Origin of the sequence: Corynebacterium jamesii (assembly GCF_046097395.1) — a bacterium.
Lineage (GTDB): Bacteria > Actinomycetota > Actinomycetes > Mycobacteriales > Mycobacteriaceae > Corynebacterium.
On the sequence record NZ_CP175789.1, the window covers coordinates 1,856,097 to 1,881,061 of the forward strand.

Below are 24,965 nucleotides of genomic sequence, written 5' to 3' on the forward strand. Positions count from 1 at the left end.
CAATGCTCTTGGCAGAAAACGTTAACGGCTCCTACAAGAACGAGCTAATCCATAGTCGCAGGTGGGATGATGTTGTTGAGGTAGAAATCGCGACGTTCGAGTGGGTGTCATGGTGGAACGAGACGAGACTTCACCAAAGCTTGGGATACCGAACCCCAGTCGAAGTGGAAACCGAATTTTGGAAGCAGAACCCGCCGCAAGAAATAATAGAAATCAAGGCAAATGCCTTGGAACAAAACTCGGGGCACTTCAACCCTACTGTGGGGGTTACTCGTAGCGAAGCGAGCTGACCATCCCGGTTTCCATGTGATAGGCGTTATGGCAGTGAAATGCCCACTCACCGGGATTGTCAGCGATCAGGTCGGCGATCATGGTTTCACCGTGGCGGAGAAGGACGGTGTCCTTGCGTAGCCCGCCGCTGCCGGGCAGCGCCCACGTGTGGCCGTGGATGTGCATGGGATGGGGCATCATGGTTCTGTTGCGCATGACCATCCGCAGGCGCTGACCCTCCTGCACGGTCGCGGAGGAGGATTGGCCGTCGGTGAGAATGCTCCATTCATACGGCATCATCTGCCCGCCCAGGTCGATGCTGACTTCTCGGTCTGGTGTGCCCTCGGGCAGGAGTGCACGGTCTGCTGGCTTCAGGGAGGACAGAAGCAGTCCGGTGGACGACAACTCGGGGAAGTCGACATCGGGGTGGGGGCCTGGCCGCCGGCGGTGCGGATGACGGCGAAGGCGCGGTCGTCTTTACCCACCGCCAAAGCCGTGAGTGGGAAGATGCCGTCGCCGAGGATGACCTCGACGTCGACACGCTCGCCCATCGACAGGTAGATCGATTCGGTCTCCCGGGGCTGGACGGGGAAGCCGTCGGTGTGGGTGACGGTCATGCGGTGACCACCGAGGGCCACCTTGAAGATGGTGTCACCGCCGGAGTTGATAAACCGCAGGCGGGCCTTGTCGCCAGGGCGAGCCTCGAAGGTCCGGTGAGCACGGGGGATACGTCCGTTGATGAGGTAGTGCGGATACATCACATCGCCGGCATCCCCGCCCAGTACCCGGTCCGGGGAGCCGTGCATCATCTGGCCGTGACCTCCCATCCCCTTCTTCCCGTTATGGTCGCCTGAACCCATTCCGGTGAGCTTGTCGAGCTCATCGTCGGGAGTGCCATGAATGCCATCGACCCAGTCGTCGAGCACGATGGTCCACTCGACGTCCTGGTCCTCAGCGTCTTGCGGGTCACGGATGATCAGTGGGGCGTGGAGGCCGCGATCAAGCTGCAGGCCGGAGTGGGAATGGTAGAAGTAGGTGCCACCGTGGGGGACTTCAAAAACATAGGAGAAAGACTCGCCAGGTTCAATGGGGTCCTGGGTCATGCCGGGCACACCGTCGGCTGCGTTGTGGAGTGCGATGCCATGCCAGTGGATGGAGGTGCTCTCAGGCAGTTCATTGGTGATATCGACCTGGAGGACGTCGCCGGCGGTGGCCTCAATGGCCGCATCCCCGGTGTCAGAGACGTATCCCCACGTCTTGGCTTCGATGCCGCCGATATCCAGAGAGAGGGGCCGGGCGGTCAGTGTCCGGCGCACCGTCGGCTCACCGAGCGTAGTGGGGGTGGGAGTGGGGCGAAGGGAGGGACCCGGTGCCGAGGCAGCGGGTCCAGGGTCACTGGTGCAGGCGGCCACGGCCCCGGTGCCGGCGAGGACGAGCCCGCCGAGCAGAAACTGTCGTCGGGAAAACGCGTTCGTCATGATTTAACTTTCCTTGGTACAAGATTTCAGTGACACGGGAGACAGGCGCAGGTGAGGACCCTGCTGAGCCATCACGTCAGGCGCAGGTCTGTGACACAGGTGGCACCGTCGTCGGCGGTGGAAAACTCCGTGGTGCCGGTACGCCCCTGGTAGCTGACCTCAATCAGGCCGGTGGCATCATCGGGAAGCCAGAAGCCAATAAACCCGTTGTCGAAGGTGGTTGTCGTCTCGTCCACCAGCACCTCACCGGTCGCCTCATCGGTGATCGTGACCTGGATATCCTCATTGTCGAGTTCCCCCTGGCAGGTCGTGAGGCTGTGGTAGAAGCAGTCGTGGGTGGAGGTGAGATAGGGTGCGATCGAGACATACGTCTGATTGTCGGGAAGATCGACCACGACTTCCTGATCATCGCTCGAGAGCAGCAGTTCATCGGCACGCACTGAGGCGATCAGGTCCGTGGGACGCTCAGTGACCTTCTGCCGGTCGAGGTGATCAATGATCTCCACCGCGTCCATGTCGGCCAGGCCATGGGTAGTCAGGAATGTATCCTGGGACACCGTCCCGTCGGCGGTGGGTTCCGGGTCGGCGGCCGAACACCCCGTGAGGGCGAGGGCAAGGGTGGCGGCTGCGATCGCTGCTCGTTTCACGTCAATCTCCTTGGATCGTGGTAAGGCCGTGAGAAGACACCGCCTCAAGGTCGATGCCATACCTTTATCTAGCACTGGTGCCTGACGGACTAGAAATCAAAAACCCTGCTCACAGCCTTATAAGAGGGCGAAAAGGGGGTGAATTCGGTGGGCTGGGTCACCACCGGGTCACCACCCCACAGCCGTGGGTGATGTCCTTCTACCCGCCCCGGGTATGCGGTGCAGGCAGTGAAATCCCTGGTGGCGCCTGCTGAACCGACCAGGGGAGGCGATGCCGCCGGCCCGGGGTGGCGCACAGGGGTGACGGCGGTCGAAGGGTGATGTTTGAAGATTTGATGAAGATTTCCCCGCCGGGCACTGAGCGAGGGTGGTATTCCCCCCTGGCCGAAGCGATACTGGGGTCTATGGCTGACCGCACACCGACCACCGCCACGCCCCCGGGGCGGGTGCTGGTCGTCGATGATGAACAACCCCTGGCTCAGATGGTGACCTCCTACCTCATCCGGGCCGGCTTCGATACCCGCCAGGCGCACACCGGCACCCAGGCCGTGGACGAGGCCCGTCGCTTTTCCCCCGATGTTGTGGTGCTGGATCTGGGGCTGCCCGAACTCGACGGCCTGGAGGTGTGCCGACGGATCCGCACCTTCTCGGACTGCTACATCCTCATGCTCACCGCGCGTGGCAGCGAGGACGACAAGATCAGCGGTTTGACCCTGGGGGCGGATGACTACATCACCAAACCTTTTAGCATCCGGGAACTGGTGACCCGGGTGCATGCGGTGCTGCGCCGCCCGCGCACCAGCACCGCCCCACCGCAGGTGACCACCCCCTTGATCGTTGGTGACCTCATTCTTGACCCCGTCGCCCATCAGGTGCGGGTGGGGGAGACGACCGTGGGGCTCACCCGCACGGAGTTCGAGCTGCTGGTTGCCCTGGCCCTGCGCCCCGGCCAGGTGCTGACCCGCAACGACCTGGTCACCGAGGTCTGGGACACCACCTGGGTCGGTGATGAACGCATCGTCGATGTCCACATCGGCAACTTGCGTCGCAAGCTCGGCACCGACACCCGGGGCCGGGGGTTTATCGACACCGTGCGTGGCGTGGGCTACCGGGTGGGGCAGCCATGAATCACGGACCCGGCCTGACCTTCCGCTTCCTGGCCGCCCAAGTGTTGGTCGTGGTGATTAGCCTGCTGGTGGCCGCGGCCGTGGCCACGATGGTGGGTCCGACCCTGTTCCATGATCATATGTTGATGACCGGCCGGGAGGACCCCTCGCTGGAGCTGTTCCATGCCGAGCAGGCCTACCGGGGCGCCAACCTGATCACCCTGGCCGTCGCCCTGCCCACCGCCTTGATCAGCGCCCTGCTGGCCAGCCTGTGGTTATCGCGTCGTCTGCGCACCCCCTGCAGGATCTCACCCGCGCCGCTACCAGCCTGACGGCCGGCAACTCCCGTATCCGCGTGCCCGTCGGAGAAGCAGGCCCCGAGGTCACCACCCTGGCGCATGCCTTCAACACCATGGCCGACCGGCTGGAACACACCGAACAGGTTCGCCGCCAGATGCTCTCTGATCTGGCCCACGAAATGGGCACCCCCTTATCGGTGCTCACGGTCTACCTCGATGGTCTCCAGGACGGGGTCGTGGACTGGAATAATGCCACCCACACGATCATGGCTGACCAACTCACCCGCCTGACCCGGTTGATGGAAGACATTGACGATGTCTCCCGGGCCCAGGAACACCGGATCGATTTGGACCTGGCGGAGGAAGGGCTCGGGGATCTGCTCCATACCGCCGCTGCTGCCGCGGGGGAAGCTTATGCTGACAAGGGCGTCGATTTACAGGTCGAGACCATTACGGACACTGCCCGGGTGCTCGTGGACCGGCAACGCTTTGGCCAGGTGATGAGCAATCTCCTGTCGAACGCGCTACGGCACACCCCGGCCGGCGGGCAGGTCCGGATCAGCGTCCACCGACAGGGGGCGTCCACCGCGCTCATCCACGTCGCCGATGACGGCGAGGGCATCCCACCTGACCAGCTCGGACACATCTTCGAACGCTTCTACCGGGGGGATGCCGCCCGCAGCCGGGACAACGGCGGGGCCGGTATCGGTCTGACCATCTCCAAGGCATTGATCGAGGCCCACGGCGGCACTCTCACCGCCGCCTCCCCCGGACCCGGTCGCGGAGCGGTGTTTGCCCTCCGCCTCCCGCTGTCCCCTCCCGACAGTGAGGAGGCTGCTCGGTGACCACACCCTGCCCCGCGTGAGGGCCGTGCCCTCCACCCCTTGAAAATATACCCCCTGGGGGTATACTGAAAATATACCCCCGGGGGGTATACGCTAGAGAGCGGCATCGCCGCACCCCACCGAACCGAAGGAGCTTTCCCATGATCACCTCCCCGTCCCGCCTCTTGCCGATGGCCTCCCACGGCTGCAGCTGTTGCGGACCTGCCTCACGTGCCGACACCGCCTCCATCCCTGCCACCAGCGACTCGTCAGCAGGAGGGTCCTCCCCTAACTACCAGGTCACCGGCCTGACCTGCGGGCACTGCGCGAAAAGCGTGACCCAGGCCCTTCAGGCCCTCCCCCAGGTCGACGACGTCCAGATTGATCTCGCTGCTGGTGGTGTTTCCACCGTCACGGTCACCGGTGTCGTACCTCCGGAGATGGTTCGCCGGGCCATCGAGGAGGCCGGCTACACGGTCTTATCCTGATCAGTTTTACCCATCATCTCGACCCCGACCGGGTTGAGTGGAAAGGAACGTCATGAGCACTCCCCACCATTCGGGTGGTCACCATGGTGATCACCCCGCTCCGGAAACAGACCACACCTATCACCCGGATCATGCCGGCCACGAACACCACGCGGATGCCGACACCCACGGCCAGGCGATGCCCCACGATCACCCGCACTCCGCCCTGGACGAAGACCATCACGTTCATGGTCACGGCGAACACGCCGGACACAGCACCGCAATGTTTCGGGACCGCTTCTGGTGGTCGCTGATTTTGTCCATTCCCGTCGTTATTTTCAGCCCCATGGTCGCCCACCTGCTCGGCTACCACCTCCCGGCATTCCCCGGATCCACCTGGATCCCCCCGGTGCTGGGCACGATCATCTTCGTCTACGGCGGAACGCCTTTCCTCCAGGGCGGATGGAAAGAACTGAAATCCCGCCAACCCGGGATGATGCTCCTGATCGCCATGGCCATCACCGTGGCGTTTGTCGCCTCCTGGGTCACCACTCTGGGGCTGGGCGGTTTCAACCTGGACTTCTGGTGGGAACTGGCTCTGCTGGTGACCATCATGCTGCTGGGCCACTGGCTGGAGATGTCCGCTCTCGGGGCCGCGTCCTCCGCGCTTGACGCGCTGGCTGCCCTGCTGCCGGATGAGGCCGAGAAAGTCATCGACGGGACCACCCGCACCGTGGCCATCTCCGAGCTGGTCGTCGACGACGTCGTGCTGGTGAGGGCCGGTGCCCGGGTGCCGGCCGACGGAACCATCCTCGACGGAGCCGCCGAATTCGATGAGGCGATGATCACCGGCGAATCCCGTCCCGTCTTCCGCGACACCGGTGACAAGGTGGTCGCCGGTACCGTGGCCACCGACAACACCGTCCGCATCCGGGTGGAGGCTACCGGCGGGGACACCGCCTTGGCCGGAATCCAACGCATGGTTGCCGACGCCCAGGAGTCCTCCTCCCGGGCCCAGGCCCTGGCGGATCGGGCGGCGGCGTTGTTGTTCTGGTTCGCGCTGATCTCCGCTCTGATCACCGCGGTGGTGTGGACCATTATCGGCAGCCCGGACGATGCCGTGGTGCGCACGGTCACGGTGCTGGTCATCGCCTGCCCGCATGCCCTGGGCCTGGCGATTCCGCTGGTCATTGCGATCTCCAGCGAGCGGGCCGCGAAATCCGGGGTGCTCATCAAGGACCGGATAGCGCTCGAGCGGATGCGCACAATCGACGTGGTGCTCTTCGACAAAACCGGCACCCTGACCGAGGGTGCGCACGCGGTCACCGGTGTCGTGGCAGCTGTCGGCGTCACCGAGGGCGAGCTGCTGGCCCTGGCCGCCGCCGCGGAGGCCGACAGCGAGCACCCCGTGGCCCGCGCCATCGTGGCGGCCGCGGCCGCCCATCCCGAGGCCTCCCGTCGGCAAATCCGTGCAACTGGTTTCAGCGCCGCCTCCGGCCGGGGAGTCCGGGCCACTGTCGATGGCGCTGAGATCCTCGTGGGCGGGCCGAACATGCTGCGCGAGTTCAACCTCACCACCCCGGCCGAGCTCACCGACACCACCAGTGCCTGGACCGGGCGTGGGGCCGGTGTGCTCCATATTGTCCGCGACGGTCAGATCATCGGTGCGGTGGCCGTCGAGGACAAGATCCGCCCCGAATCCCGCGCCGCTGTGAAAGCCCTGCAGGAACGCGGGGTGAAGGTCGCGATGATCACCGGCGACGCGCAACAGGTGGCCCAGGCGGTTGGTCAGGACCTAGGCATTGATGAGGTCTTCGCCGAGGTCCTGCCCCAGGACAAAGACACCAAGGTCACGCAGCTGCAGGACCGGGGTTTGAGCGTGGCCATGGTCGGTGACGGTGTCAATGACGCCCCCGCTCTGACCCGCGCGGACGTCGGTATCGCCATTGGTGCCGGCACGGATGTGGCCATGGAATCTGCCGGGGTGGTCCTAGCCAGTGATGACCCGCGGGCAGTGCTGTCGATGATTGAGCTGTCCCAGACCAGCTACCGCAAGATGATCCAGAACCTGATCTGGGCCTCTGGCTACAACATCCTCGCCGTGCCGCTGGCCGCCGGAGTGCTCGCCTCGATCGGGTTCGTGCTGTCCCCGGCCGTGGGCGCGATCTTGATGTCTGCCTCGACCATCGTGGTGGCTCTGAACGCCCAGCTGTTGCGCCGCATTGATCTGGAGCCGGCTCACCTGGCTCCGACCGACGGGAAGGAGGAACACAGTGGGTCGATATCCCCCGTAACCGTTACTGACTGACCTTGTCTCTCGACCCCTAACTCACACCACCTTTGAAAGGAACGCTCATGAAACGCAGCATTACCCTCGCCGCCTTGGTACTGACCTCCACCCTGGCGCTGACCGCCTGCAGCGACGCCACCGACTACTCCGACGATGCCGACACCACCAGCACCACGACGGCAACCGCAGAGACCAACGAGACCCACCAGGAAGACACCACCACTGCCGACGAAGAGCACGGCGGGCACGACCACCCTGCCGACGGCGGGGCACCGCCGGCAGGCATTGAAGAGGCCGAGGATCCCACGTACCCGGTGGGCACCGAGGTCATCCTCACCGCTGACCACATGCCCGGCATGGACGGGGCCACCGCCACCATTTCCGGGGCGTTTGACACCACGACCTATTCGGTCAGCTACACCCCCGCCGAGGGTGGGGCCCCGGTTACCGACCACCGCTGGGTCGTCCATGAGGAGCTCGTCGATCCGGGTCAGCCCCCCCTGCCCGACGGGGCGAGCGTTGTCCTGGATGCCGAGCACATGTCCGGCATGAAGGGTGCTGAGGCCACCATCGATTACTCCACCGAGGAGACGGTCTACATGGTTGATCTCACCGTCGACGGGATGACGATGACCAACCACAAGTGGGTCACCGAGAGCGAGATCCAACCCGCCGAATAGTCCACCCACCCTGAACCGCGAGACCAGACAAGGCACCCGCTCCAGAGTCGGTCATCAATCGCTGCCGACCATGCCGCAGCACACCAGCCACACACGGAACCTGCACGCCCACAGGGCCCACGCTGAGGTAGACCTTCTGTGTCACTGCTTCTCTTAGTCAGGGAAATATGCCCTGGAATGACCCTGGTGACAGGAGTTCATTCCAGGGCTTTGGGTGCTGTTGCAAAGTTGGGGCAGTGGGAAGAGCGACGTGAACTAATCACAGCCATGGGTATCTTCTCCGGTCGTCATTTCCCCTCGTGACATCATTCTGTGGGCAGTGCGGTGGTACTGCCGCTACGGGGTGAGCTACCGCGCTCTGGAGGAAATGATGACTTCAGCGGGGCGTGCCAGTCGATCACACCACGATCTACCGCTGGGTCCAGAAATACGCCCGTGAGCTGGACAAGCAAACACGGTGGTACCGACAGGTACCTGACTGGCAGGCCAGTTCCTGGCGGGTGGATGAGACCTATATCCGGGTCGGCGGCGGGTGGTGCTACCTCTATCGAGCGATCACCGCCGGTGGCCAGACCCTGGACTTTTACCTCTCTCCGAAGCGGAACGTGGCCGCAGCGAAGCGTTTCCTGACCAAGGCCCTCAAATCCAATGCGTCAGCCGGGTATCCCAGAGTGATCAACACCGATAAAGCACCCTCCCTAGCCAGGGCAATCGCCGAGTTGAAGTCAGAGGGAATCTGCCCGCCAACAGTGCAACACCGGCAGGTGAAATACCTCAACAACATCCTGGAAGGCGACCATGGTCGGTTGAAACGGATCCTCGGGCCGAAAGGCGCGTTTAAGAACCGGACATCTGCATATCGGACGTTGAAAGGGATGGAGGCGATGCACTCATTGCGGAAAGGGCAAGGCGCGATGTTTGCCTACGGGCAACCGAACCCGGACGCGGTGATCGTCAACCGGGTCTTCCAGAATATCTAAGCAGGCTGGGCCATAATGCTGGCCAGGCGACGAAGAAAGGAGTGTTCGCGGTTCTCCACCCAACTTTGCAACAGCACCCTCGTATTCGCGTTTACCAGTTTCGGAGCACAGTACGCGTTCGACTGGCGGCTTCTTCGACCTCCTCCGATGGTGTTTCATCACACAATGATTCTAAACTTCAGGTGTAACTGGCTCCTGTAGGTGACTGATGATGGTGGCAGCAACTACGAGCGCTGCGGCACCGAAGACTCCACCGGCAACCGCGACGGCTGTGTGGAAGCCTGTGAGGAACGCTCCACTGGCGACCATTCCGCCGAGGACTGCGACGCCGACGACGCTGCCGGTCTGGCGGGCAGCATTGATGACTCCTCCTGCGATGCCGACATGTTCCGGCGGGGCCGAGGCCACTGCGGCCGAGGTCGCGGCCGGCATCGCGAAGGCCATCCCGAATCCAGCCGTGAAGGTCAACACCGCGACCACCACGTAAGGGGTTTCTGCGGTGAGCAGCACGAGGCTGCTGAAGCCGATCGTGCCGACTACCAGGCCGGTGAGCATGGTGGGGAACGCGCCCCACCGGGCGACGGCACGGCCGCCCAGCGGTGACGCGACCACGGCGCTGCACGCCTGTGGTGCCAGCGCGAGGCCTGCCAGCCACGGCTCGTATCCCAGGTACTGCTGGAAGAAGAGGGAGAGCACGAAGAGTTGTCCGAAGAAGCTGATGTTGAGCGCGAGCCCTACCATTGCGGCCACGGAGAACCGGGCACGAGTAAACAAGGCCATCGGCAGCATCGGGTCCGGGTGTCGTCGCTCTGCGATGATGAACAGGGCGAGGAAGACGCCCCCGGCGATCAGCACGGCTACCCGCCAGGGTGACCATCCGTGTTCGCCTGCGGTGATGACTGCATAGGTTACTGCCACCAGCGTGAGCACGGAGAGCACCTGTCCGGGTAGGTCCACCCGTCTCGCGCGACTGCCCGTGAGCGCGGGAATTGCCCACAAGGTGAGCAGACAGCCGATAGCGACGATGGGGAGGTTGACCCAGAACACCGCCCGCCACCCGATCGTCGACCCCAGCGCTCCGCCCAGGACCGGTCCGATCGCGGCGGCAGCACCTCCTGCGCCGCCCCACAGCCCGATGGCGCGTGCTCGTTCCTTCGGATCGTCGTACACAGCCGACAGCAATGCCAGAGAGCCCGGCACGATCGCTGCCGCGCCCACGCCCTGGACGGCGCGACCAGCGACGAGGAACCCGCCTGTGGGAGCGAGGGCGCACACGGCCGAGAGCACAGCAAAGACCACCAGGCCAGCGAGGTAGACCCTGCGGGCCCCGAGACGGTCGCATGCGGCCCCAGCTGTGAGAAGGAACGCGGCGAACACGAGGGTGTAAGCGTCGACGACCCACTGCAGTGAGCCCACCGTCATGTCGAGGTCAGTGCCGATCTCGGCGAGGGCGACATTGACGATGGTCGTATCGAGCATGACGATGAAGAAACCGAGGAGGGTCGCGACCAGCGCCGTGCGCCGATGCGCGGTCATACGCGAGACTCCAGCGAAGCCTCGGCGGGCGGGTGGCCGAAGTAGGTGCGCTTGCTCAGGTCTTGATCCCAGGTCCGGTAGGACCGGTCCAGCAGTGTCGGCAGCACCAGATCGAACAGGCGCCAGGACGCGGCGAAGTGCATGTCCCGGATCTCCCTGGCCGTCTCTCCCCCGGTGAGCGCGAGGAGTTGCTGGGCGACGAGGGGGCCCTCGTCGAGCCAACCCAGGTTGCGGTCAACGTGTTCCCAGTAGAAGTCCTCATCGTAGTGCCCGCGTAGCCGTTGGCGGTCCCCGTTCATCGCGATCGCTCCCTTCGTCTCCTGATGCAATGAATCTGGTGAGTTCAAACTACGCCTGCGACTGTTCGGTCGTCACCGAACAGTTCCGGGTGCACACTGGAGACATGGTTGCGCGCGTGTTTCCTGAAGCGGTCCCGGATATCTCGACAGTCGCGTCGGCTCTGGCTGACTCGTCGCGGGCGGCCATGTGTGCTGCGCTCATGGACGGGCGGGCCTGGACGGTTGGTGAACTGGGCAGGTACGCGGGCCTGGCCCGGTCGACGGCGAGCGAGCATGTTGACGTGCTCGTCACCCACGGTCTCGTCCATGACATTCGGCAGGGCCGGCACCGCTACATTCGCCTGGCCGGGGAAGACATCGCACGAGTGGTCGAGAGCCTTGGCGTGGTCGCCCGCTCGCCCCTGCCTACTCCTCACAGCCTCAGCGCGTCACGGGCGAATGCGAACCTACGTGAAGGCCGCACCTGTTATCAGCACCTCGCCGGTAAGCTCGGGGTGCGCCTGGCTGAACAACTGGAAGAGCACGAGTTCATCGACTCGCACTGTCAGGTCACTAATCAAGGTCATCGCTTGTTCATACAGTGGGGTGTGCCCCCGAAGATGCTCGACACGGGCAGGTCGTGCATGGACTCCACCGAACGCCGCTTCCACCTCGCCGGCCCTCTCGGCACGGGAATCTGCAAGACTCTGCTGGATAAGGAATGGCTTTCCCGCAGGGGTCGTACCCGGGCCGTGCGTCTCACTCCCGCCGGGCGGGCAGCGCTCAACGACGCGGGGATCTCCCTCAATTGCCCGACAGCCGTCCCTGAGGGCTTCAGTCGTTCTTTGGCACCGACGTGACCTTTCGGACGATCGAAAGCCGGTCGGAACAGGATGAGAGGTGCTGTTGCAAAGTTGGGGCAGTAGGAAGAGCGACGTGAACTAATCACAGCCATGGGTATCTTCTCCGGTCGTCATTTCCCCCGTGACATCATTCTGTGGGCAGTGCGGTGGCACTGCCGCTACGGGGTAAGCTACCGCGCTCTGGAGGAAATGATGACTTCAGCGGGGCGTGCCAGTCGATCACACCACGATCTACCGCTGGGTCCAGAAATACGCCCGTGAGCTGGACAAGCAAACACGGTGGTACCGACAGGTACCTGACTGGCAGGCCAGTTCCTGGCGGGTGGATGAGACCTATATCCGGGTCGGCGGCGGGTGGTGCTACCTCTATCGAGCGATCACCGTCGGTGGCCAGACCCTGGACTTTTACCTCTCTCCGAAGCGGAACGTGGCCGCAGCGAAGCGTTTCCTGACCAAGGCCCTCAAATCCAATGCGTCAGCCGAGTATCCCAGAGCGATCAACACCGATAAAGCAGCCTCCCTAGCCATCCCCGCACCTGCAGCCCTGAGGGTTAATGGACAAAAGGGGATGCGGACGTTTTTTTGGACAGTTTCAATCTCACGCTACATTGACTTTTCGGTATTCGGCAATGCTCAAACCATCGAGGCTGATCTTGATTCGGTAATCGTTGTAGAACTCAATGTATGTCGCGATTGCTTCTTTGAGCTCTTGGGGGTTCTGCCAGGTTCTGCCGTAGTACATTTCGTTTTTCATTCGGCCGAAGAACCCCTCGCATGCTGCATTGTCGGGGCTACAACCTTTCTTCGACATCGAGCGAAGTATTCCGAACTTCTCGGTCATACTTCGCCAGCTGCTGCCTCGATAGTGTGCTCCGCGGTCTGAGTGAATCACCAAGGAGCCATCCATTGCCGGCTTTTCGGTTGCGATTGCTGCGCACAAAGTTTCTTCTGCTAACTCCATGGTGGGATGAACACTTGTTTTTGCTGCCACGACCTTCCCGTCAAAACAGTCGATGATGGCAGACAGGTACACGCGACCTTGGTTAGTAGCGAAAACACTGATGTCAGTCAGCCACAACCGATTTGGATGCTCAGCATGAAAATTGCGGTTCACCAGGTTAGGTGGTGCGGGAGAAATTTCCCCTTGATAGCTGGAGTAACGCCACTTTCGTTTCGGGAACCAGGGACGAATTCCCTCTTCGTGCATGAGACGGCGGACGACCTTCTCACTGATAACGATCCCGCGATGGCGCAGTTCCCACCAAAGTCGGCGATAGCCGTAGGTGTTATTCGACTCAGAACTAATCTCATGAAGCAATTCGCGGATATGCGCGTGCTTATCCGGAGCAAATCGCTGTTGGAGTTGGTAGTAGAAGCTTGATACCGCAAGATCAATAGCAGCAAGCAGCATAGATAACGGAAACTCGCCGCGTAACGCGTCAACCACTTCAGCCTTGTGCTTATTGCTGAGCTGACCCGGGATGACGCTGACGTCTTTTTTTACAAGTTCCAGCTCCTTTTCCAAAACAGCCTTGTCAACGAGCAGTTGAGCCATTTGCTTTTTCAGTTCTGCAGGATCATCGGCTAATGATTTCTCGAATGCTGCTCGGGTGGGCATGCGAGTGTGCTCTTTGCGTTCTCTTTTCGACATCAAACCCCATTTTCCCTCTTCACGGTGGCGTTGTGCCCAAGAATAGACACTCATCTTTGAGCGCAGCTCGCATTCCACAGCGATGTCAGCTGGCCTCCAACCAGCGTTGAAGAGCTCAACAGCACGAAGCTTGACCTCAAACGGGTAGCGGGTCAATGTTTTTGACTGTTTGCGGGGTCGACCAGGTTTGGCGGGTTCACGCAACCATTTGTACAGCGTCCATCGCCCTGGATAACCAAGTTCACGGACGGTCTTGGTCACCGATTGAGTGCGCTTGTAAACCTGCAGAGCTCTGCGTCGCTGCTCCTTGGTGTATGAGCGGTTCATGATGGAATCCTCCAAGATTCCGTCCGCATCCCCTTTTGTCCTTTAACCCGTCCTTGACTCTTATACACCAGAAAACGAAAGAAACCGGAGGTAGCATTCCCTTTCGGGTTTTCTACCTCCGGCAGTGCAGTTTGTTCAACTGCTTGCTGTGGGCGAAGGGGGACTTGAACCCCCACGTCCCGAAGGACACTGGCACCTGAAGCCAGCGCGTCTGCCATTCCGCCACTCGCCCGAGTGACTATGTAGGACACATGGTATTCACCACAGTGTTTACACTGTCTTGCCTGCTGAAGCCGCACATTCCATTTCGAAAATGACGCTCGCTGGCAACGAAATGAAACTTTAGCACGACGCGCCCACGCTTCCAAAAAACTCATCTGACCTGCTGGAAAGTGCACACCCCTCGCCACTTCCCCTATAATGGCCAAATAATCACTCGCAATGTGACTGATTTTTCGCGCAGAACCGCCCCGCTACGAACTCGCAGCGCCGGGGCACGGCTGCCCAGCACAACCTGCCCTCAGGCGCCTGCGATACACGCAGGGCACCCCAAGCCAGGCGATGTTCGCACCCCGCGCCTTGAGGTACGCGACTGTAAAGGAAAACACGGGACGACACAGGAGGACTTACGGCCTATGGGTTTGTTCGGACGTTTCAAGAAGCTCGACAGCTCGCTTCAGCGTGGCCTGGATAACGGCTTCGCCCGCGTCTTCGGCGGCGAGGTGGTTCCGACTGAAATCGACGAGGTTCTCAAGCAATACGCCGAAGAGTCCGTCATGACGGATGCCCAGGGCCAGCGCCTGGCACCCAGTTACTTCCAGGTGCTCGTAAGCACCCGCGATTACGCCAGCCTCACCGAGTCGCGCCCGCGTTTAGCTGAAGAGATGGGCGACCGCCTGAGCCGCTTCATTCGCAACCAGGGCTGGCGTACCAACGAGCCGGTCACAGTTCACCTGTCCGCCCACGACGGGTTGCACTCCGGACAGATGCGTGCGGATGCCCGCTTCGACGTCCCGCACACCGACAATCCCAGCGCAGTAAACGTCGCCATCGGTGAGGATGCCGCCGGATCCAGCGGCGCCACACCCCACCGTAATCCGGACGGCGGCTACGAGGATTCCTATCCACGGGCGGCCGCGGAAGACGGGCACCCAGAATGGCCGTCGTCGCACCCCGGCGAGCGTTCGTTGATGTCGCAAGATTATGACGCCCCCAGTGCCAACGCCGACGCACCCAGCGAAGCTAACGCCCCGGCGCCCGGTAGATCCCTTGGAGATCTGATCTCTCCAACGGAGGCGCCAGAGACATCGCGCCACCGTGGCGGCGCTGCTGCAGGAACGAATGCAGTAGGCACAGCGGGTGCAGGCGCAGTACACCGCGCTGCTCCGGACTTCGCACGGAACCAGTGGGCAGACTCCTCTGGGTCTGGGGAGCCCGCCGAGACTTCAGTACCTTCTGAGCCTTCAGTATCTGCTGGCTCCACCGGTTCGGCCGCAGCTCAGCATCCGGAGCACCGACCTTCGTTTCCGTCTCCAGCTCCCTCTCCAGCCCCGTCACCGAAACCGGTGCCGGAGCAACCGCACGGAGATCAAGAGCGACCAGCACGAGAACAGCAAGAACAGGGAGAAAGCGCCGTGCACCACGGACAGGATCAACAAAATCAACAGCCGGGCAATGGTTTCGAGCGTCCGGTGAGCTACCCGGGTACCGAAATTATCGTGCAAACCACCCCTTCCCCCGTGCGCGGTGGCGTGGGCGCAGAAGGGGGCGAGCGCGAACTGAAGGTCACCCTCACGCTGCGCGACGGTTCCGACCGCACCTACGAGCTGCGCAAGGGCAGCAACATCATCGGTCGCGGTAACGGCGTGGATCTGCGCATTCCCGATACTGGTGTGTCTCGCCAGCACGCGGACATCACCTGGGATGGTTACGATGCCGTACTGACGGACCTGCAATCCACCAATGGCACCTCAGTAAACGGCACCCCGATCGAAAACTGGTTGCTGGCTAGTGGCGACGTAATCTCGCTGGGGCACTCCGAGATCGGTGTGGAATTCCACTAATCCACTAGCTCAAATAACGCTAAATTTCTTTTGCCATCTACTCCTTCGGGGTCATCTAAACTAGGCTATTCACATACACATGTGCCTTGGTGCCCGTGTGCATTCCGCTAGCCGACCTTTACCGACCTTGCTGAGGAGTTGAATACCGTGCAGACCACGCTGCTTTTGCTGGTCAAAATTGGCCTGCTGCTTGTGCTGTGGTTCTTCATCTGGATGACCGTTCGCTCCCTCAAAAAGGACGCGGACCGCACCTCTGGATTGGCGCCTGTCGGGCCCGGGCCGGTCGCCCCGGGCTACGGAGCCCCTATGAACGAGCCCTCCTCCTCCGGCCACGCTTTCCGCAGGCACAAGGCTCCGCACTCCCTGGAGCTGACCACCGGTCCGCTGACCGGCACCACGCTGAACCTTAAGGGCTACGACGATATTTCTATCGGCCGCTCGCAGTCATGCACTCTGGTGCTGGAGGATGACTTCGCTTCCGGCTCCCACGCTCGCCTGATCCGTCGCGGTTCCGACTGGTATGTGGAGGATCTCGATTCCCGCAACGGCACCTGGATCGGCAACGAGCGCCTGGATCAGCCCGTTAAGCTTTCCGCCGGTATGGAAATCCGCATCGGCCAGACCCACGTGAGGATGGACGCATGACCGAAGGAAAGAACGGAACCACCAGCCGCACGCTGAACTTCGCGGCGTGCTCCGACCGTGGCTTGGTGCGCGGTAATAACGAGGACTCTGCGTACGCCGGCCCGCACCTGCTGGCCTTGGCCGACGGCATGGGTGGCCACGCGGCCGGCGAGGTTGCCTCCCAATTCCTGATCAACGCGCTCGCCCCACTTGATTCCCCCCTGATCGACGACCCAAACAACCAAGACCAGCTAGAAAACCTGCTGGCCATGGCTACGGACGAGGGTAACCAAGACATTGCGGCACACGTCGACGAGCATCCAAATCTGGACGGCATGGGCTGCACCCTGACCTCCATGCTGTTCCGCGAGGACGAGGTTGCCATCTGCCACATCGGTGATTCCCGCGGCTACCGACTGCGTGATGGCGAGCTGCGGCAGGTCACGAAAGACGACACGTTCGTCCAATCCCTCGTGGACGAAGGCAAGCTCGCGCCCGAGGACGTCAGCAGCCACCCGCAACGCTCCCTGATCCTCAAAGCCCTCACTGGCCGTCCCGTCGAACCCACCCTATGGCGCGAAAAAACCCAGGTCGGCGACCGCTTTATGCTGTGTTCCGACGGGCTTTCAGACCCCGTCAGCACCGACACGATCCGCGAGGTTCTCTCCCACGGCACCCCGGAAAAGGCAGCCCGTAAGCTCGTCGAAATGGCGCTGCGTGGTGGCGGCCCCGACAACGTCACCGTTGTTGTCGCTGATGTTGTTGGGTTCGACGCCGACTCCAACACCCCGACAGATCCGGAGCTCACCCTGCCACCCCGCCCGGTGATGGCGGGAGCCATCGCGGGAGAAGCAGTGGATATGCCGCGTCCGAATTCCTCGGCGGCCCGCGCAGCGGCAATTCAGGGGCTATCGACGACCACGGCGGCGTCGCCAAAAGACGACGAAGAAGACGACGATCCCGACCCTGCGACGGCCAACCGTGGCCACGATCGCGCCGGTAGCAGCCAGGTAAGCGAGGGCGACGGCGCGGACGCAGCAACCGCGACGAAGAAAAAGGACAAGAAATCGCACCGCGGTCTATGGGTGAGCTTGGCTATCGTGCTCGTCGTGGTGCTGGCCGCTGGGGCGGTGAGCTACGTGATGTACCAGCGCATCAAAGACACGTACTACGTGGCCGAGGAGAACTCCCAGATCAAGGTGATGAACGGCACGGATTCCTCCGTGTTGGGGGTGCAGCTGAACTCCGTGCACCAAGACATTTGTCTGGGCGACGACGGCACGACGACCTTTGTGGAGCCCGGCACGGGCGACGATTGCCACCTGTTTCAAAAGTCAGACCTGACCCCGGCGGCGCAGGGCGCACTGTCGGATCTGCCGGAGGATTCCTACGACAACGTCTCCAGCCAGATCAATCGCCTAGCGGAGCAGACGCTGCCGATCTGTGTGACGCGCGTGCCATCTGACCGCGCGTCATCCGACAAGGACAGCAAGGACCGCAAGGACAGTAAGGACGAGAAGAAGAGCTTTACGAGCACAGACACGAAGGATGACGAAGAAGAGAAGGGCGATGCGCCCGAGGACCTCACGACCCCCGGAGTCTCCTGCCGCGAGGTGAAGTAACCCATGAAGCTTTTTAGCCGACGCACCGAGGCCGGGCTGTTGCTGCTGGCCGCGATCATTCTGCTGCTGGCCATCGTGGCGCTGGAAGTCTCGCAGGGCAACGAGATCAGCTCCGAGGTGTTCTACCTCGTTGGAGGCTTCTTCGTCACGTTCCTGGTGGCGCACTTGGTGGTGTGCTGGACAGCGCCAGAGGCGGACCAGATCATGCTGCCCATCGCGGCACTTCTCAACGGCCTGGGACTGGTCATGATCTACCGCCTGGACCTCGGTTCTGGCTTATCGCTGGCGAAGTCCCAGATCATGTGGACCGCCCTGGGCGTGATCCTTCTCTGCCTGGTAATCGGCCTTTTAAGGGATCACCGTTCGCTGCAGAACTACTCATACCTGCTGGGGCTGGCGGGTCTGATCCTGACGGCCCTGCCGATCGTCTGGCCGACCTCGCTGAATGCGGACGCGAACGTGTGGATCAGCATCGGTCCGTTTTCGATCCAGCCCGGCGAGTTTGCGAAGATCATGTTGCTGCTGTTCTTCGCCGCATTGCTGGTGAATAAGCGCCGGCTGTTTACCGTCGCCGGGAAGTCCTTCCTGGGCCTGCAGTTCCCGCGCCTGCGCGATCTGGGACCGCTGTTCCTGGTGTGGGGCATCGCGCTGATGATCATGGCCGCGCAGAACGACTTTGGCCCGGCCCTGCTGTTGTTCGGCACCGTGCTGGGCATGCTGTACATGGCCACCGGCCGCGCCTCATGGCTGGTGCTGGGCCTGGGTCTGGCCCTTATCGGTGCACTCGGCGTGTACCAGATCTCGGCCAAGATCCAGGACCGCGTATCTAACTTCATCGATCCACTGTCGAACTACGACGGCAACGGCTTCCAGCTTTCCCAGGCCCTGTTCGGAATGTCCTTCGGCGGTGTGACAGGCCGTGGTCTGGGTGAGGGATACCCGAACAATATTCCGGTTGCGCACTCGGACTTCATCCTGGCTGCCATCGGCGAGGAACTGGGGCTGATCGGCCTGGCCGCCGTGCTGCTGGCCTACGCGGTGTTCGCCTCCCGCGGCTTCAACACTGCGATGCGCGCCCGCGATTCCTACGGCAAACTCGTGGCCGCGGGTCTAGCGCTCACGATCGCGATCCAAGTCTTCGTCGTCACCGGCGGTATCTCCCGCCTGCTGCCCATGACCGGCCTGACCACGCCGTTCCTGTCGCACGGTGGCTCGTCGCTGTTGGCAAACTACATACTGTTGGCGATTATCCTGCGTATTTCTCACGACGCCCGCACTCCCCTCGCCATCAAGGAAGGAGAGGAAGCATGAACCGCTCCATCCGCGCGGTAGCCATATTTAGCTTCATCCTGGTGGTCGCCCTCATCGCAAACCTGACCTACATCCAGGCCTTCCAGCAGAAGTCGCTGGCGCAGAACCCGCTGAATTCGCGCCAATTCCTAGAGGCCAAAACAAAGGAGCGTGGCAGCATCATCGCCGGCGATCAGGTGCTGGCGAAGTCGGTGAAAGATTCCGACGACTTCTACGACCGCGAGTACCCGTACATGTCCGCGAAGTACGGCTCCGTGATCGGCTACCTGTCGGACCAGTACGGTGCATCTGGCATCGAGTCGTCCCAGAACTCCATCCTGACCGGCGAGGATGATTCGCTGTTTGCCACCCGCACGTGGGACATGCTGACGGGCAAGGAAAGTGGAGGAGCCAATGTGGAGCTGACGCTCAACCCGCAGGTGCAGGAAGTCGCGTACGACCAGCTGGCCAACAAGGGCTACTCGGGCTCCGTGGTGGCTTTGCGCCCCACGACGGGCGAGGTGCTGGCGATGGCCAGCACCCCATCGGCCGACCCGGCGCAGATCGTTGGCCCACCGGCAGAGCAAGCAAAGGAAAACTTCGAAAACTACGCCAGCGACGAGTCCGCCCCTCTGTTGAACCGCTCTACGCAGCAGATCCAACCCCCGGGCTCAACTTTTAAGGTGATCACTACCGCAGCCGCACTGGAAGAGGGCGACACCCCAGAGACCTCCGTGACTGCCGCGCCGCAGATCACCCTGCCGGATACAGCCACGACGTTGGAAAACTACGGTGGCGCGGCCTGCGGCGGCGGTGGCACCACCACCCTGCGCGAGGCCTTCAAGCGTTCCTGCAACACCGCCTTCGTGGATATCTCCACCCGCCACGGCGCGGACAAGTTCAAGAAAGTATCCGAGGCCTTTGGCATCGGCAGCGAAGACGACTATCTGGGTCTGCCCGTAGAGCCCTCCCGCCTGGGCGAAATCCCGGACGGCGCAGCTCTGGGCCAGTCCTCCATCGGCCAGCGCGATGTGGCGCTGACCCCGCTGCAAAACGCAGTAATCGCCGCGACCGTTGCCAACGGGGGCGTGCGCATGAAGCCGTACCTGGTCAGCAAGATCACCGGCCGCGACCTGTCCACTCTGCGGACGACCAAGCCACAGAAGGCGACCCGCGCGGTACCGCAGAAGACCGCCGATACGCTGAAGGACCTGATGGTGGAGGCAGAAAAGTGGGCCGGTGGCGATTCCTCCATCGCCTCCAAGACGGGTACCGCCGAGCACGGTGAGGATTCCCGGAACTCCAACCCACACGCCTGGTACATCGCGTTTTCCACCACCGCCGATGTGGCGGTAGCCGTTCTGGTGGAAAATGGTGGCGACCGCGGCCAGGCGGCCACCGGTGGTTCAGTGGCCGGCCCCATCGGCCGGGCTGTCATCCATGCAGCTGAAAAGGAGCAGCAGTAGCCATGAGCGATCCCAGGCAACCCGACCGCACTGAAATCGAACGCACCCAGCGGCTGCTGGGCGAGCGCTTTGAACTGCAGTGGATCATCGGCCGCGGTGGCATGTCTACCGTGTGGTTGGCCCAAGACCTCGAGCAGCAGCGCGATGTGGCCGTGAAGATCCTCAAGCCCGAGTACACGGAGAACGAGGAGTTCCGCGCGCGCTTCCGCAATGAGGCTTCCGCCGCGCAGGATCTCGCCAGCCCGAACGTGGTGAACACCTACGAATCCGGCGAAGTCGAGGATCCGGATAACGGCACGGTGTTCTGCTACATCATCATGGAGTACATCCGTGGCGAATCCCTGGCCGACGTGCTGTCGCGCGAGAACTCACTGCCGCAGAACCTGGCCCTGGACGTATTGACGCAAACCGCCGCGGGGCTCAAAGCCATCCATGAAGCCGGACTGGTCCACCGCGACATCAAGCCGGGTAACCTGCTGATCACTTCCGACGGTTTCGTGAAAATCACGGACTTCGGCATTGCCAAGGCCGCTGCCGCAGTCCCCTTGACGCGCACCGGCATGGTAGTCGGCACCGCCCAGTACGTGTCCCCCGAGCAGGCACAGGGCGAGCAGGTCGGCCCGGCCAGCGACGTTTACTCCCTGGGCGTGGTCGGCTTCGAGATGCTGGCGGGCTACCGTCCGTTCTCTGGCGAATCCACCGTGTCCGTGGCCATCAAGCACATCTCCGAAAATCCCCCGGAACTGCCGGAGAATGTCGACCCGAACCTGCGGGAACTGATCAGGGTGTGCCTGCGCAAGAACCCGCGCACCCGCTACGCCGATGGCGCAGAGCTCACCGCCGCGACAGTGATGGTGGCCGAAGGGAAGCGTCCGCCCTCCCCGCACAATGTGCCGGACGTCAGCACCGAACCGCACCCACTGACCGAACAGCTGGGCAACGTCGCCAGCGGCCCGGGTACGCGTGTACCTTCCACGCCCGAGCCGTCTGGAGCAGCCTTGAGCGCTGGCGTTCCTTCCAGCGGATACTTCGGAAACACTCCGGCCACGGGCGCTGGTACTCCCGCGATGGCGCATGGGGTGGGTGAGGCGCAGGGGGCGTCGCCAAAAAAGAACCGCTGGATCATCGCGGTGCTGGCGCTGGTGAGCATTCTGATGTTGGCGCTGGCGACGTTCCTGCTGACCAGTGGCGATGATGGCGGCGGCGATAACGCGCCGAACCCCGAGACGATGACTGTGACGAACGAGGTAACCACCGGCACTGCGGGTGAGGACGATCCAGCAGACCCGGGCGGCGGCGCGCCCGCGCCCGTGAACCCAGTTCCGACGGACACAACCGACGGCCGCGAGAACTCCCCAGAAACTACCAGCGAGCGGCCCGATTCTTCGCGCGAGAACCGGCCTTCTTTCCCAGAATTCCCGTCCCTCCCGAACAGTGGCGAACGTGGCAACGGCAACGGTAATGACGGCGCTGGCACCGGCGATAACGGGAACGGTAACGGCAGCGGCAATGGCGCTGATCGTGGCCAGGGCGGCAACTCTACAGGTGGCGCCCGTGGCAATGGGGGCGCCGAAGCACCTGGCCAGCCGAACCAGCCGGATGCCCCCAATACGAACGATAACGCGACCTCCCCGGACAGCGGTATGTCGCCGGAGCCGGGCGATATGGTGGTTGGCCCCGAAGGCCAGCCGATATTGTAAGCCACGGATGACAGCACTCTTAGAAAAAAGGAAAGAAGGCAAAAACATCGGTGTACTCGGGTGAATGACTATGTCCGCACAGCAAATTCGACTAAGATTTGTTATTTAAAGTGACTAGAGAACTACTCTGGGACCTATCTAGCGACCCGATGGACTAAGCGCAGTTACGTATACGGCGTACATAGAACAGATAAAGAGCGTATTTAGACCACATTTAGAGCACAGAAGTTCAGAAACGTAAACAAACGTAAACCGACGCAGACAAACGCAGACAAAGGAGCAACGGCGTGGACCGAAACGGCACAACCTTGGGTGGTCGATACCGCCTCGGTGCCACCATCGGAACCGGTGGCATGTCCGACGTGTACGCCGCTACCGACGAACTGCTGGGTCGCGACGTTGCGGTAAAGATGATGCGCCGCGACTTGGCGCGCGATACCACCTTCCTAGAGCGCTTCCGCCGCGAAGCGCAAAACGCCGCGAAGCTGAACCACCCCGCAATCGTGGCGGTCTATGACACTGGCCAGACCCCTGACGAAGATGGCGCTGTGCCGTACATCGTCATGGAGCGCGTGCACGGCGATACGCTGCGCGACATCATCCAGGAATCCGGCAAGATGAGCTTGACCGATGCGGCCTCGATCATGTCCCAGGTCTGCTCCGCGCTGTACTTTTCCCACGAGGCCGGCATTATTCACCGCGACATCAAACCCGCGAACGTGATGATCACGAATACCGGTGCGGTGAAGGTGATGGACTTCGGCATCGCCCGTGCCCTGAGCGACAGATCTTCGGCGATGACGCAAACCGCCGCCGTTATCGGCACCGCCCAGTACCTCTCCCCCGAGCAGGCACGCGGCCAGTCCGCCGATGCGCGCTCCGACATCTACGCCGCGGGCTGCGTGTTCTACGAGTTGGCCACCGGTCAGGCACCGTTCCACGGCGAATCGCCGCTATCCGTTGCGTTCCAACATGTGCAGGAGAACCCAGAGGCTCCATCGCAGGTGCCGGACATGCACCTGTCTAAGCGCGAGGCCTTAAGCCTGGACACTATTGCCCTGACCGCGATGGCTAAGTCGCCGTCGGATCGTTACGACGACGCGCAAGAGATGTCGACGGACCTCAAGCGCCTTTCCGAGGACCAACTGCCGCTGGTGGCACAGGCTTATACCAATGACGCCGACTCGGCCACCGCGGGTTCCCACCAGGCGAGCCCCGGGGCCGCCAGTATAGCGGGCGCAGCCGGTGCAGCCGGTCTGGCTGCGGGCGGTCTGGCTGCGGGCGCGGGTTGGGGTAACGACCCGCAGACCTCCGTGATTCCCACCAGCAAGAACAATGCCACGGGTGCGGGGGCGGCTGCCGCCGGACATGAGTTGCCGCACAACTACGATCCTGGCCTCGACGACGAGTACTACGACGACAATGACTATGCGGACGAGGAGGGCGAGTACTACGACGACTACCGCGACTACGACGAATACGACGACTATGACGAGTACGACGATGAGCCGAAACGCCGCTGGTGGGCACCCATCGCATGGGTGGCTGGCATCGCAGCCGTAGTCGCCGGTGGTTACTTTGCATACCAGGCGTTTACCGACGACGACGAAACTGGACAGAAGCCCGTTGAGGCCGAAAACGTTAAAATTCCGACCGTCGCCAACAAGGAGCGCGCCGAAGCCGAGAAGTTGCTGAAGGACGCGGGCTTCAAGGTGACTGTCGAAGAAACCACGCACGACAAGATCGCGCGCGGAAAGGCTATCGGCACCGATCCAGCTGCCAATGCCTCGGTTGAGCGTGGCAGCGAGATCAAGTTGCTCATTTCCAGCGGCCGCGAGATCACCGATGTGCCGGATCTGACCGGCAAAACCACCGAAGAAGCGGTAAAGCTGCTGAAGGGTGCCAAGCTGGCGCTGAACCAGGAAGTCAAGGAGGAAGCCAGCGATGATGTGCCGAAGGGCAAGATCATCACGCAGACCCCACCGCAGGGTTCGCAGGTTTCCGCCGGCACGAAGGTGACGATCACGGTCTCCACCGGCCCGGAGGATGTCCGCGTGCCGGTCGTCACTGGCCAGCAGGTCGAGGATGCCCGGGCGAACCTGGAATCTTCCGGCTTCAAGGTAGTCGTGAACCAGGTGGATTCCGTGGAACGGAAGGGTCAGGTGCTTTCCGCTAGCAGCGAAGGCGAAAAACTGGCTAAGGGCAGCGAAATCACGCTGGAGGTATCCCTGGGCAACCAGTTCGAGATGCCTTCCCTACAGGGCAAGAAGTTCGACGAGGTCTTCCGCGAGCTGCAGTCCGCCGGCTGGCGAGGCACCCCGGATCAGCTGCATCGAAAGAACAAGAACACCACGGATCTGGGTCGCGTAGACGAGGTTGCACAACAGTCCATCCACAGTGGTGAGGTAATCAAGCGTGACGAGGACATCACCGTGACGGTGTACGTCTTCAACCTCCTGCCGTAGTCGGCGGAATGTCGCCAGTACCATCGCCAGCACAGACGC

The 24,965-nt window shown here is 62.3% G+C and carries 17 protein-coding genes, 1 tRNA gene and 5 pseudogenes; 17 read left to right on the top strand and 6 right to left on the bottom strand.

Annotation, left to right across the window (positions count from 1 at the left end; all coding sequences use genetic code 11):
* Positions 1-2 precede the first annotated feature (2 nt).
* On the top strand, positions 3-290 hold the full coding sequence (locus ACKFRT_RS08280; RefSeq protein WP_408926083.1) for an integrase core domain-containing protein: 288 nt from the start codon (positions 3-5) through the stop codon (positions 288-290).
* Here the strand turns inward: ACKFRT_RS08280 and ACKFRT_RS08285 are convergent.
* Both ACKFRT_RS08285 and ACKFRT_RS08290 read right to left on the bottom strand, forming a co-directional pair.
* A pseudogene (locus ACKFRT_RS08285) lies at positions 268-1,748 on the bottom strand (multicopper oxidase domain-containing protein). The gene ACKFRT_RS08280 and the pseudogene ACKFRT_RS08285 sit on opposite strands and share 23 nt — an antisense overlap.
* A 71-nt stretch (positions 1,749-1,819) precedes the next feature.
* Complete coding sequence (locus ACKFRT_RS08290; protein WP_408924970.1) at positions 1,820-2,395, bottom strand: CueP family metal-binding protein; 576 nt, start codon at positions 2,393-2,395, stop codon at positions 1,820-1,822.
* 404 nt (positions 2,396-2,799) lie between these two features.
* Between ACKFRT_RS08290 and ACKFRT_RS08295 the strand changes: the two genes are divergently transcribed.
* From ACKFRT_RS08295 to ACKFRT_RS08320, 6 genes and pseudogenes are all read left to right on the top strand, one after another.
* Positions 2,800-3,522 carry a response regulator transcription factor gene (locus ACKFRT_RS08295; RefSeq protein ID WP_408924971.1) on the top strand — a complete coding sequence of 241 codons (723 nt, stop codon included), beginning with the start codon at positions 2,800-2,802 and terminating at the stop codon, positions 3,520-3,522.
* A pseudogene (locus ACKFRT_RS08300) lies at positions 3,519-4,645 on the top strand (sensor histidine kinase). The gene ACKFRT_RS08295 and the pseudogene ACKFRT_RS08300 overlap by 4 nt, the downstream one beginning before the upstream one ends.
* Before the next feature lie 140 nt (positions 4,646-4,785).
* Positions 4,786-5,112 (top strand): heavy-metal-associated domain-containing protein, encoded by a 327-nt coding sequence (locus ACKFRT_RS08305; RefSeq protein WP_408924972.1) that lies wholly within the window; start codon positions 4,786-4,788, stop codon positions 5,110-5,112.
* A gap of 52 nt (positions 5,113-5,164) precedes the next feature.
* Positions 5,165-7,399, top strand: a complete 2,235-nt coding sequence (locus ACKFRT_RS08310) for a copper-translocating P-type ATPase (RefSeq protein ID WP_408924973.1) — start codon at positions 5,165-5,167, stop codon at positions 7,397-7,399.
* 47 nt (positions 7,400-7,446) lie between these two features.
* Positions 7,447-8,061: a YdhK family protein gene (locus tag ACKFRT_RS08315; RefSeq protein WP_408924974.1), complete on the top strand. Its 615-nt coding sequence runs from the start codon at positions 7,447-7,449 to the stop codon at positions 8,059-8,061.
* Positions 8,062-8,328: 267 nt separating this feature from the next.
* Positions 8,329-9,041 (top strand): annotated as a pseudogene (locus ACKFRT_RS08320) (IS6 family transposase).
* Between the two features lie 171 nt (positions 9,042-9,212).
* Here ACKFRT_RS08320 and ACKFRT_RS08325 read toward each other — a convergent pair.
* Together ACKFRT_RS08325 and ACKFRT_RS08330 are read right to left on the bottom strand one after the other, a co-directional pair.
* Complete coding sequence (locus ACKFRT_RS08325; protein WP_408926084.1) at positions 9,213-10,577, bottom strand: MFS transporter; 1,365 nt, start codon at positions 10,575-10,577, stop codon at positions 9,213-9,215.
* Positions 10,574-10,876, bottom strand: coding sequence for a hypothetical protein (locus ACKFRT_RS08330; protein ID WP_408926129.1), 303 nt, complete (start codon positions 10,874-10,876; stop codon positions 10,574-10,576). Before ACKFRT_RS08330 ends, ACKFRT_RS08325 begins: the two co-directional genes overlap by 4 nt.
* A 200-nt stretch (positions 10,877-11,076) precedes the next feature.
* Here ACKFRT_RS08330 and ACKFRT_RS08335 point away from each other — a divergent pair.
* The 3 genes and pseudogenes from ACKFRT_RS08335 to ACKFRT_RS08345 all read left to right on the top strand — a co-directional run.
* A pseudogene (locus ACKFRT_RS08335) lies at positions 11,077-11,136 on the top strand (hypothetical protein); the annotation flags it as partial.
* Positions 11,137-11,499: 363 nt separating this feature from the next.
* On the top strand, positions 11,500-11,715 hold the full coding sequence (locus ACKFRT_RS08340; protein WP_408926130.1) for a hypothetical protein: 216 nt from the start codon (positions 11,500-11,502) through the stop codon (positions 11,713-11,715).
* A gap of 93 nt (positions 11,716-11,808) precedes the next feature.
* Positions 11,809-12,244: pseudogene (locus ACKFRT_RS08345) on the top strand (IS6 family transposase); the annotation flags it as partial.
* 72 nt (positions 12,245-12,316) lie between these two features.
* Here the strand turns inward: ACKFRT_RS08345 and ACKFRT_RS08350 are convergent.
* Positions 12,317-13,696: an IS3 family transposase gene (locus tag ACKFRT_RS08350; RefSeq protein ID WP_408924681.1), complete on the bottom strand. Its 1,380-nt coding sequence runs from the start codon at positions 13,694-13,696 to the stop codon at positions 12,317-12,319.
* Positions 13,697-13,845: 149 nt separating this feature from the next.
* Positions 13,846-13,928 (bottom strand) — tRNA-Leu (locus ACKFRT_RS08355).
* A 403-nt stretch (positions 13,929-14,331) separates the two neighbouring features.
* Here ACKFRT_RS08355 and ACKFRT_RS08360 point away from each other — a divergent pair.
* The 7 genes from ACKFRT_RS08360 (at position 14,332) to pknB (ending at position 24,926) form a co-directional block, all read left to right on the top strand.
* Positions 14,332-15,759: an FhaA domain-containing protein gene (locus tag ACKFRT_RS08360; protein WP_408924975.1), complete on the top strand. Its 1,428-nt coding sequence runs from the start codon at positions 14,332-14,334 to the stop codon at positions 15,757-15,759.
* A 147-nt stretch (positions 15,760-15,906) separates the two neighbouring features.
* Positions 15,907-16,404, top strand: coding sequence for an FHA domain-containing protein (locus tag ACKFRT_RS08365; protein WP_296216157.1), 498 nt, complete (start codon positions 15,907-15,909; stop codon positions 16,402-16,404).
* Positions 16,401-18,005: a PP2C family protein-serine/threonine phosphatase gene (locus tag ACKFRT_RS08370; protein ID WP_408924976.1), complete on the top strand. Its 1,605-nt coding sequence runs from the start codon at positions 16,401-16,403 to the stop codon at positions 18,003-18,005. The genes ACKFRT_RS08365 and ACKFRT_RS08370 overlap by 4 nt, the downstream gene beginning before the upstream one ends.
* Positions 18,006-18,008: 3 nt before the next feature.
* Positions 18,009-19,316 (top strand): FtsW/RodA/SpoVE family cell cycle protein, encoded by a 1,308-nt coding sequence (locus ACKFRT_RS08375; RefSeq protein ID WP_296216153.1) that lies wholly within the window; start codon positions 18,009-18,011, stop codon positions 19,314-19,316.
* Positions 19,313-20,761, top strand: coding sequence for a penicillin-binding transpeptidase domain-containing protein (locus tag ACKFRT_RS08380; protein ID WP_408924977.1), 1,449 nt, complete (start codon positions 19,313-19,315; stop codon positions 20,759-20,761). The genes ACKFRT_RS08375 and ACKFRT_RS08380 overlap by 4 nt, the downstream gene beginning before the upstream one ends.
* A gap of 2 nt (positions 20,762-20,763) precedes the next feature.
* Entirely contained in the window at positions 20,764-22,461 is a 1,698-nt protein-coding gene (locus ACKFRT_RS08385; protein ID WP_408924978.1) for a protein kinase domain-containing protein, read from the top strand.
* A gap of 287 nt (positions 22,462-22,748) precedes the next feature.
* Positions 22,749-24,926 carry a Stk1 family PASTA domain-containing Ser/Thr kinase gene (gene pknB / locus ACKFRT_RS08390; RefSeq protein ID WP_408924979.1) on the top strand — a complete coding sequence of 726 codons (2,178 nt, stop codon included), beginning with the start codon at positions 22,749-22,751 and terminating at the stop codon, positions 24,924-24,926.
* Positions 24,927-24,965: the final 39 nt, after the last annotated feature.

What these genes read in the sequence shown, in the direction of transcription:
- ACKFRT_RS08380 (WP_408924977.1), top strand. Translation starts at nt 19,313, where the DNA reads ATGAACCGCTCCATCCGCGCGGTAGCCATATTTAGCTTCATCCTGGTG.
- ACKFRT_RS08360 (WP_408924975.1), top strand. Translation starts at nt 14,332, where the DNA reads ATGGGTTTGTTCGGACGTTTCAAGAAGCTCGACAGCTCGCTTCAGCGT.
- ACKFRT_RS08330 (WP_408926129.1), bottom strand. Translation starts at nt 10,876, where the DNA reads ATGAACGGGGACCGCCAACGGCTACGCGGGCACTACGATGAGGACTTC.
- ACKFRT_RS08305 (WP_408924972.1), top strand. Translation starts at nt 4,786, where the DNA reads ATGATCACCTCCCCGTCCCGCCTCTTGCCGATGGCCTCCCACGGCTGC.
- ACKFRT_RS08370 (WP_408924976.1), top strand. Translation starts at nt 16,401, where the DNA reads ATGACCGAAGGAAAGAACGGAACCACCAGCCGCACGCTGAACTTCGCG.
- ACKFRT_RS08295 (WP_408924971.1), top strand. Translation starts at nt 2,800, where the DNA reads ATGGCTGACCGCACACCGACCACCGCCACGCCCCCGGGGCGGGTGCTG.
- ACKFRT_RS08350 (WP_408924681.1), bottom strand. Translation starts at nt 13,696, where the DNA reads ATGAACCGCTCATACACCAAGGAGCAGCGACGCAGAGCTCTGCAGGTT.
- ACKFRT_RS08315 (WP_408924974.1), top strand. Translation starts at nt 7,447, where the DNA reads ATGAAACGCAGCATTACCCTCGCCGCCTTGGTACTGACCTCCACCCTG.
- ACKFRT_RS08325 (WP_408926084.1), bottom strand. Translation starts at nt 10,577, where the DNA reads ATGACCGCGCATCGGCGCACGGCGCTGGTCGCGACCCTCCTCGGTTTC.
- ACKFRT_RS08385 (WP_408924978.1), top strand. Translation starts at nt 20,764, where the DNA reads ATGAGCGATCCCAGGCAACCCGACCGCACTGAAATCGAACGCACCCAG.
- ACKFRT_RS08375 (WP_296216153.1), top strand. Translation starts at nt 18,009, where the DNA reads ATGAAGCTTTTTAGCCGACGCACCGAGGCCGGGCTGTTGCTGCTGGCC.
- ACKFRT_RS08280 (WP_408926083.1), top strand. Translation starts at nt 3, where the DNA reads ATGCTCTTGGCAGAAAACGTTAACGGCTCCTACAAGAACGAGCTAATC.
- ACKFRT_RS08340 (WP_408926130.1), top strand. Translation starts at nt 11,500, where the DNA reads ATGGACTCCACCGAACGCCGCTTCCACCTCGCCGGCCCTCTCGGCACG.
- ACKFRT_RS08310 (WP_408924973.1), top strand. Translation starts at nt 5,165, where the DNA reads ATGAGCACTCCCCACCATTCGGGTGGTCACCATGGTGATCACCCCGCT.